Genomic DNA, 4,620 nt, shown 5'->3' with positions numbered 1-4,620 from the left:
ACGCGCGGCACGATGCCTATGCCCACGCCTTGCCCCACCATCCGGCACACCGCGTCGAAGCTGCGCAGCCGCACCCGGTACGACAAGGCCTTGCCGCCGCGGCGCGCATGATGCGCGATGTGCTCCTGCAAGGCGCTGCCTTCGACCAGCCCCACGAATTCCTGGTCGGCCACGTCGGCCAGCAGCACCGACGCGCGGCCCGCCAGCGCATGGTCCGGCGGCACGATCAGCGTCAATGGGTCGTGCCGGAAGGTCTGCGTACGCAGGCCGTGCAGATCGGCCGTATCGGCCAGCACGCCTATGTCGCACGTCCCCGCGCGCAGCGCATCGGCGATTTCGTGGCTCAGCCGTTCTTCCAGGTCCACGGAGACACGCGGATGGTCCTTGAGAAAAGCGCCCAGCACCGGCGGCAGGTACTCGCTCAGCGCGGTGGTGTTGCACAGCACGCGCACATGCCCCTTCAGCCCCAGTCCGTAATGGTCTAATTCGCCGCGCATGCGGTCCATCTGCGCCAGCACCACGCGCGCATGGTGCGCCAGCGTGCGGCCCGCCGGGGTGGGCTCGACCCCGCGCGCCTCGCGCAGCAGCAGCGGCACGCCCAGCGTGTCCTCCATGCCCCGAATGCGTTCGCTCGCCGACGCCAGCGTCATGTGGGAACGCCGCGCCCCCGCCGTGATGGAACCGGTTTCCTGCACATTCAGGAATAACCGCAGGTCAGTGAGGTCGAATCGCATGCGAAAAGCGTAGCACGGCAACCCTCAGGCTGAGCCATAGGATAGCTACGCGAGATCCCGATATGGGTTCAAGGACGCGCGGGACCACAATGAAGTCCCAGCCCCTTCAATCCGGGAAAAATCCATGAAAATCCTCAAACCATGGCGCGCCCGCGTTCACTGGCCCGCCCTCGCGCTGCTGGCCTTGACCCTGCATGGCTCAGGCATGGCCGAAGCCGGCAGCCTGGACCCGCACACTACGCCAGCGCAGAAATACGCGTTGGCGCTGGAAGCCCAGACCGTGGGCGACTATGCCGCCATGGCGCAGTGGCTGCGCGCCGCGGCAGGCGACGGCCATGCGCCGGCGCAGCGGATGCTGGGCATCGCGCTGCTCGGCGGCCCGGCCCTGTACGGAGAGTCCCTGCGCGCCGACCTCTGCGAAGGACGGCAATGGCTGCTGCGCGCGGCGCGCCAGGACGGCGCAGGCACGGACGACGTCGCCTACGCCTTGTTCGGCCGCCCCCGCGCCGGCCTCACCGCCCACTGCGAGCCGGCATGATGCTTCCGGATCTGTTCCCCGGCAACACGCCCGCGCTGCTTGTGGTGGCCGTGGCCGTGTTCATCCTGGCCGGCGTGGTCAAGGGCGTGGTCGGCCTGGGCCTGCCCACCATTTCCATGGCCATGCTGGCGCTGATCATGGCGCCGGCGCAGGCCGCGGCGCTGCTGATCGTGCCGTCCCTGATCACCAATCTCTGGCAAGCGCAGCCATGGCCCACCCTGCCCAGGATGCTGCGCCGCATCGGCGCCATGCAGGCGGGCATCTGCGCAGGCACGATAGGCGGCGCGCTGTGGCTGGGCCCGCCTTCGGGACACTGGGCCAGCGTGTGCCTGGGCTTGGCGCTGGTGGCCTACGCTGCCTGGGGCCTGTTCGGCTCGCCGCCCAGGGCGCCGCAGCGCCACGAAGGACTGGTGAGCGCCGCGGTCGGCGCCGTCACCGGCGTGATTACCGCCGCCACCGGCGTGTTCGTGATCCCCGCGGTGCCGTATCTGCAGGCCTTGAACCTGGGCAAAGATGGCCTGATCCAGGCCATGGGCATCTCATTCACGGTGTCCACCGTGGCGCTGGCGGCCGGCCTGGGCCTCAATGGCGGCTATACGCCCGAAGCCGCCGGCGCGTCCCTGCTGATGCTGCTGCCCGCGCTGATCGGCATGGCGCTGGGCACATGGCTGCGCGGCAAGATGTCGCAGCAGGCTTTCAAGCGCTGTTTCATGGTGAGCCTGGGGCTGCTGGGCGCCTACCAGGCCGTCCAGGGTTGGACGGCCTGAGCCCGGCCATCAGGCCGCCAGACGCCTTTCGTCCACGAAGCCGATGGACACCGACATCTCGCGCCATCGCGCCAGTTCCTGCTGCACCGACTGGATCTTGGCGCGCGCCTGATCGAAGGCGTCGCGCCCCAGGAACAGGTGCAGCGGCGCGTACTGCGCCTGCGCGGCGTTGATCAACGCCCGCGCCATCTTGGCCGGATCGCCGTCCGCGTCGCGCGCCTGCGCATTGCGCGACGCCAGTTCGGGCGCCTGCTCGCCGTCCGCCCTTCTGGGTGCGCGCAACGCTCCCGGGTACACCAGCGACACCCGGATGCCGAAAGGCGCGGCCTCGGCTGCCAGCGCTTCGGTCAGGCCGCTGACGGCAAACTTGGCGGCGCTGTAGGCGCCCCAATCGGCGCGGCCGCCATCGAAGCCCAGGATGGAAGAAATATTGAACACATGCCCGCTGCGCTGCGCGCGCATGCGCGGCAGGGCCGCGCGAATCACGTTCAGCGTGGCGAACACATTGATGTCGAACGTGCCGCGCAGGTCCTCGTCCGGCAAGCTGTCGAGCGCGCCCCGCAGGCCATGGCCGGCGTTGTTCACCACCACGTCCAGGCCTCCGAAGGCGGCTGCCGTGGCATCCACGGCGCGCTGCACGCTGCGCTCGTCAGCCAGATCCACCGTCAAGGGCAGGAACTGCCCCTCCAGCTTGGCGCCCACCGCGTCCAGCAGCGCATCGCCATCCGGCGACGTCGCCGCCACCTTGTGGCCCATGTCCAGCAACATCTTCACCAGGACCAGACCCAGCCCCGCGGAAGCGTCCGTGACCAACCAGATTTTTTCGGTATTCATGCGATTCCCTTCCCTTGCGTGTACCGCCGGCAACACGCCCGGCAGCCTGGCGGAGCCAGCGCATCCGCAATGAACGCGCCGCCCCGACCCTGGAAGAGATGGTAAGAATCGCGAGCCTGCGCGTACAGGCTCGTTCTTGCGTGAAACCTGCCTATTCCTGCAACGGTGTGTTCCGCGCCTGCCAGGCCCCACACTACGCAGAACCTTGCGCAGGCCTTAACCCAGCGCGCTGCGGTAGTGCTCGCTATCGAAGGCCGGCGCGTCTGCCGCCTGCGGCGCGGCCGGCGCCTGCTCCGCCGCGCCAGGCGTTTCGACGCCGAAAAGAGACAGTTCCGCGTTGACCAATGCCAGTATGAAATTTGCCATGATGACTCCTTGGATATCGGGTCCGGACCGGCGCAGGCCGCGCAGGTCTTATAGAGGACATGGTTGCCATGGTGCGGGCCTGGCTGCTGGCCGTCCATTTGCTTTGTTCAATGGCGCCGATTGAAGGGATGCAAGCCTGGAGACGCCCGGGGCCGGAATGACGGATAATTCGGGTGTTTTCCGCGGCGCCGCGGGAAACGGCACTTTTTTCGGGCCTTGCGCCCGCCCGCATTCGGAGTCAGTCATGCATCGCGGTATCGAGGCGATCGAAAAATTCATGGAATCCATCGGCCTGGCCTGGCGCCCCGGCTCGACCGAGCGCGCCGAGCTGAAAGTCAGCTACCGCATCGGCAATACCCGTCCGCTGGGCATAGACCGCACGCTGGTCGAGTTCCACTGCGATCCCAAACGCGCCAAGGTCTGGGTGCCGGAATTCTCCCGCACCAGTTTTCATCAGTGGTTCGAAGTGCCGTACCAGGAATTCGAATTCACTCCCGGCGGCTCGATGCTGAAGATCAAGGCCCCGGCGCGCGGCAACGCCCCGCCGTACAGCGTGGGCATCAAGCCCCTCGCCTGAGGCCGGTTGCTGCCGCCCGCGGCGGCAGCGTCGGCTACAGCTGCTTGTACATGATGGTGGTGCCGTCCAGCTTGGCGGCATCATGCGGATCGCGGCTGAAACCCGGTATCACTCCCACGGTCTGATAGCCCTGCGACGCGTAGAGCGGCTCGGCGCTGTCGCCCGTGCGCGTGTCCAGCGTGATCAGGCTGCGGCCCTGGCGCCGCGCCATGGTTTCCGTCTCGGCCAGCAAGGCCCGGGCGATGCCGCGACGGCGGAAATCCGGATGCACCAGCAGCTTGCGCACTTCGGCGCGGTGCGGCTGGTTGGGCGGCGTGTCCCAATCCAGCTGCACCGATCCCGCGATGCGTCCCTCCTGCCGCGCCACCCACAGCGCCGACTTGCCGCCAGCGACCGCCGGCAGCACCTTGGCGCGCCAAAAGGCCTGCGCCTCCTCGGACGAATACGGCAGGACGAAGCTGACGCTGGCGCCGTCCTGCACGCAGGCGCGCAGCAGTTCGGCCAGCTCGGGCACGAGGGCGTCAGCGGCATCCGCCGACAAAAGGATCAATTCGGGATTGGGATGGGACATGGTGGGCTCAGACGATGAAGAGCAGGTAGCGGGCGCCGCGATGCGGCGGGGTTGAGAATTCGCTGGCGCCGAACAGCTGGTAGCGCAGGCAGTCGCCCTGCGACAGGCTATGCGCCTGCCCGTCGACGGTGATGGCCAGCTCGCCTTCCAGCATCAGCAGGTGATGTTCCAGCCCCGGCCGGGGCGAACTGTCATAGGCGATGCGCGCGCCGGCGGCCAGCTCGCACGCCAGC

The 4,620-nt window shown here is 68.2% G+C and carries 7 protein-coding genes and 1 pseudogene; 3 read left to right on the top strand and 5 right to left on the bottom strand.

The genetic code is table 11. The features are described 5' to 3' along the window. Nucleotides 1–734: LysR family transcriptional regulator (locus VIR09_RS13860; RefSeq protein ID WP_332013380.1), on the bottom strand; the 734-nt coding region annotated here is incomplete at its 3' end. Between the two features lie 205 nt (nt 735–939). Between VIR09_RS13860 and VIR09_RS13855 the strand changes: the two genes are divergently transcribed. Both VIR09_RS13855 and VIR09_RS13850 read left to right on the top strand, forming a co-directional pair. Next, nucleotides 940–1,272: a sel1 repeat family protein gene (locus VIR09_RS13855; protein ID WP_332013381.1), complete on the top strand. Its 333-nt coding sequence runs from the start codon at nt 940–942 to the stop codon at nt 1,270–1,272. After that, entirely contained in the window at nt 1,269–2,039 is a 771-nt protein-coding gene (locus VIR09_RS13850; RefSeq protein ID WP_332013379.1) for a sulfite exporter TauE/SafE family protein, read from the top strand. Before VIR09_RS13855 ends, VIR09_RS13850 begins: the two co-directional genes overlap by 4 nt. Nucleotides 2,040–2,048: 9 nt before the next feature. On the opposite strand, the gene VIR09_RS13845 is transcribed toward VIR09_RS13850, so the two are convergent. Both VIR09_RS13845 and VIR09_RS13840 read right to left on the bottom strand, forming a co-directional pair. Then, nucleotides 2,049–2,873 carry an SDR family NAD(P)-dependent oxidoreductase gene (locus VIR09_RS13845; protein WP_332013378.1) on the bottom strand — a complete coding sequence of 275 codons (825 nt, stop codon included), beginning with the start codon at nt 2,871–2,873 and terminating at the stop codon, nt 2,049–2,051. A 216-nt stretch (nt 2,874–3,089) separates the two neighbouring features. Beyond that, nucleotides 3,090–3,239 carry a hypothetical protein gene (locus VIR09_RS13840; protein ID WP_332013377.1) on the bottom strand — a complete coding sequence of 50 codons (150 nt, stop codon included), beginning with the start codon at nt 3,237–3,239 and terminating at the stop codon, nt 3,090–3,092. Between the two features lie 244 nt (nt 3,240–3,483). Here VIR09_RS13840 and VIR09_RS13835 point away from each other — a divergent pair, with 244 nt between their 5' ends. Beyond that, nucleotides 3,484–3,816, top strand: coding sequence for a hypothetical protein (locus VIR09_RS13835; RefSeq protein WP_013395913.1), 333 nt, complete (start codon nt 3,484–3,486; stop codon nt 3,814–3,816). 34 nt (nt 3,817–3,850) lie between these two features. Here VIR09_RS13835 and VIR09_RS13830 read toward each other — a convergent pair whose 3' ends face one another. Both VIR09_RS13830 and VIR09_RS13825 read right to left on the bottom strand, forming a co-directional pair. Then, a complete protein-coding gene (locus VIR09_RS13830; protein WP_332013376.1) occupies nt 3,851–4,387 on the bottom strand; it encodes a GNAT family N-acetyltransferase in 537 nt (178 codons plus the stop codon). 7 nt (nt 4,388–4,394) lie between these two features. Further along, nucleotides 4,395–4,620 (bottom strand): annotated as a pseudogene (locus VIR09_RS13825) (cupin domain-containing protein); the annotation flags it as partial.

Origin of the sequence: Achromobacter sp. (assembly GCF_036567245.1) — a bacterium.
Taxonomy (GTDB): domain Bacteria; phylum Pseudomonadota; class Gammaproteobacteria; order Burkholderiales; family Burkholderiaceae_B; genus Achromobacter.
The sequence above is the reverse complement of the archived record's forward strand: the minus strand, read 5'-3'. Positions and strand labels throughout refer to the sequence as shown.

Coding starts and splice junctions, on each gene's coding strand:
- VIR09_RS13855 (WP_332013381.1), top strand. CDS start 940: ATGGCCGAAGCCGGCAGCCTGGACCCGCACACTACGCCAGCGCAGAAA.
- VIR09_RS13850 (WP_332013379.1), top strand. CDS start 1,269: ATGATGCTTCCGGATCTGTTCCCCGGCAACACGCCCGCGCTGCTTGTG.
- VIR09_RS13845 (WP_332013378.1), bottom strand. CDS start 2,873: ATGAATACCGAAAAAATCTGGTTGGTCACGGACGCTTCCGCGGGGCTG.
- VIR09_RS13840 (WP_332013377.1), bottom strand. CDS start 3,239: ATGGCAAATTTCATACTGGCATTGGTCAACGCGGAACTGTCTCTTTTC.
- VIR09_RS13835 (WP_013395913.1), top strand. CDS start 3,484: ATGCATCGCGGTATCGAGGCGATCGAAAAATTCATGGAATCCATCGGC.
- VIR09_RS13830 (WP_332013376.1), bottom strand. CDS start 4,387: ATGTCCCATCCCAATCCCGAATTGATCCTTTTGTCGGCGGATGCCGCT.